The sequence below is a fragment of the Acidovorax sp. KPB24-07 genome (assembly GCF_057543315.1).
Map to the genome: position 1 here is coordinate 1 of NZ_BAAJYS010000528.1, position 1931 is coordinate 1931.

Here is a 1931-nt window from a genome sequence, read left to right on the forward strand (position 1 = left end):
TGCGGGCCCCGCGCGCGTGGTGCGCAGCGCCCTGCTGCGCCACGTGTCGGTGCCCGACGCGTGGGAGCGCTGGAGCGAGGTCCATGGGGTGCCCGGGCTCGATGCGCTGGCCGGCCCGCAGTTCGACCAGTTCGAAAGCATGATCCGCGCCGTCTCGGTGGGCATGGGCGTCGCCCTGGTGCCGCGCTGCCTGGTGCACGACGAGATCGCCGCGGGCGTGGTGGCCGAGCCCCTGGCGCAGGGCGGCTACACCAGCGCGCTGGGCTACTGGTTCTGCTACCCCGAGGCCCGCGCGCAACTGGCCACGCTGGACCGGTTCCGCCAATGGCTGCTGGACTCGGCGGCCGGTCCGCACGCTGCGCAGGCGGGCTGAAACCGCCCCGCGCCTGGCATTCGAGCAAAAACAGCGGTACGCCCTAGTATTTATTGTCCTCGATGCTATATAAAACATAGCAAAATAACAGGCCATCGGCACGGCGTTCGGCAGGCCGAGGCCGACGCCGGGGCGACGTACACGGGCCGCACGGGCCCGTGTCGCGCCTCACTCCCCGCGCACCTCGGCCACCATGCGTTCCAGCCGCGCGGCATCGACGACCACCAGCGCGCGGCCGTCCTTTTGCAGCACGCCGGCTTTGACCAGCACGCCCAGTTCGCGCGTGACCTGCTCGCGGTTGGTGCTGATCTGGCTGGCCAGTTCGGCGTGGGCAGGCGCGGGCTCGATGCGGGCCTGGTTGCCCTGCACGCCCGCCGCGCGCGCCAGGCGCAGCAACTCGGCATGCAGGCGGTTGTGCACGCCCAGGGTGCTCAGGTCGATCACGCGGTCGGACAACTGGCGCACCAGCGAGGCCAGGTAATGCATCACCCGCTGCGCGACCAGGGGCTCGTCGCGCAGCAGGGCCAGGAACCCTTCGCGCGAGAGGCTGGCCACCAGGGTGGCGTCCAGCGTCACGACGTCGGCCGAGCGCGGGCCGCCGTCGATGGCCGCGATCACGCCGATGTGCTCGCCCGGTTCGCAGTCGCGGAAGGTGACCTGCCGGCCGCTGGCCGAATAGGTGGTGATGCGCAGGCGCCCCGCCACCAGGAAGAACACGTCGCCGCCCTCGGCCGCGCGCGACAGCAGCGGCTTGCGCGCCGGCATCTGATGCCAGTCGCACTGCTGCGCCAGCCGTTCCAGGCACGCATCGCCCAACCCCTCGAACAAGGGAATGCGGCGCAGGGCGAGGCTGGAGCGGGCGGGGGGAGCGTTCATGCGGGCAAAGGCCGTGGCCAGAAAAGGAAAAAGGAGGGCCAGGGCGGCGCCAGGGCATGCGGGAAGGCCGGCGGGCCGAACCGGGTGCCGCATTATGCTCAGCGCCGCCCCGGCGAATGGCCGGGCGGATTCCATCGACCCACCACACGCCTTCTACCGTGCCCGCGCCCCTGCCCCCGCTGACCCTGCCCTCCCAGCGCAACTTGCGCTGGGCCAGCGGCGTGGTCCTGTGGCTCTATGTGGCGCTGCACCTGGCCACGCACGCCACCGGGCTGGTGTCGCTGGCCGCGGCCGAAGCCACGCGGCGTGCCGTGCATGGCGCCTGGGCCACGCTGCCGGGCACCGTGCTGCTCTATGGCGCGGTGGCCGTTCACCTGGCCATGGCGGGCGCCGCCGTGTGGCAGCGCCGCAGCCTGCGCATGCCGGCCGTGGAGGCGCTGCGCCTGCTGCTGGGGCTGCTGCTGCCGCTGCTGCTGGCGGCGCATTTCTCGGGCACGCGCTACCTGGGCGAAATCGACGGGCTGGAGCCCTCCTACGTGCGCATCGTGCGGGCCGTCTGGAGCCCGGAGGGGCTCTGGCTGCAACTGGCGCTGCTGCTGGCGGCCTGGACGCACGGCTGCCTGGGCCTGCACCTGGCGCTGCGCATCCGAGCCCGGTGGCAGCGCCTGCAGCCGGTGCTGCT

The 1931-nt window shown here is 72.4% G+C and carries 2 protein-coding genes and 1 pseudogene; 2 read left to right on the forward strand and 1 reads right to left on the reverse strand.

Annotated features, from left to right (window positions below):
• Nucleotides 1-373: LysR substrate-binding domain-containing protein (locus AC27IQ_RS23460; protein WP_487090991.1), on the forward strand; the 373-nt coding region annotated here is incomplete at its 5' end.
• 168 nt (nucleotides 374-541) lie between these two features.
• Here the strand turns inward: AC27IQ_RS23460 and AC27IQ_RS23465 are convergent.
• A complete protein-coding gene (locus tag AC27IQ_RS23465) occupies nucleotides 542-1249 on the reverse strand; it encodes a Crp/Fnr family transcriptional regulator (protein WP_487090992.1) in 708 nt (235 codons plus the stop codon).
• A gap of 158 nt (nucleotides 1250-1407) precedes the next feature.
• On the opposite strand from AC27IQ_RS23465, the pseudogene AC27IQ_RS23470 reads away from it, so the two are divergent.
• Nucleotides 1408-1931 (forward strand): annotated as a pseudogene (locus tag AC27IQ_RS23470) (adenylate/guanylate cyclase domain-containing protein); the annotation flags it as partial.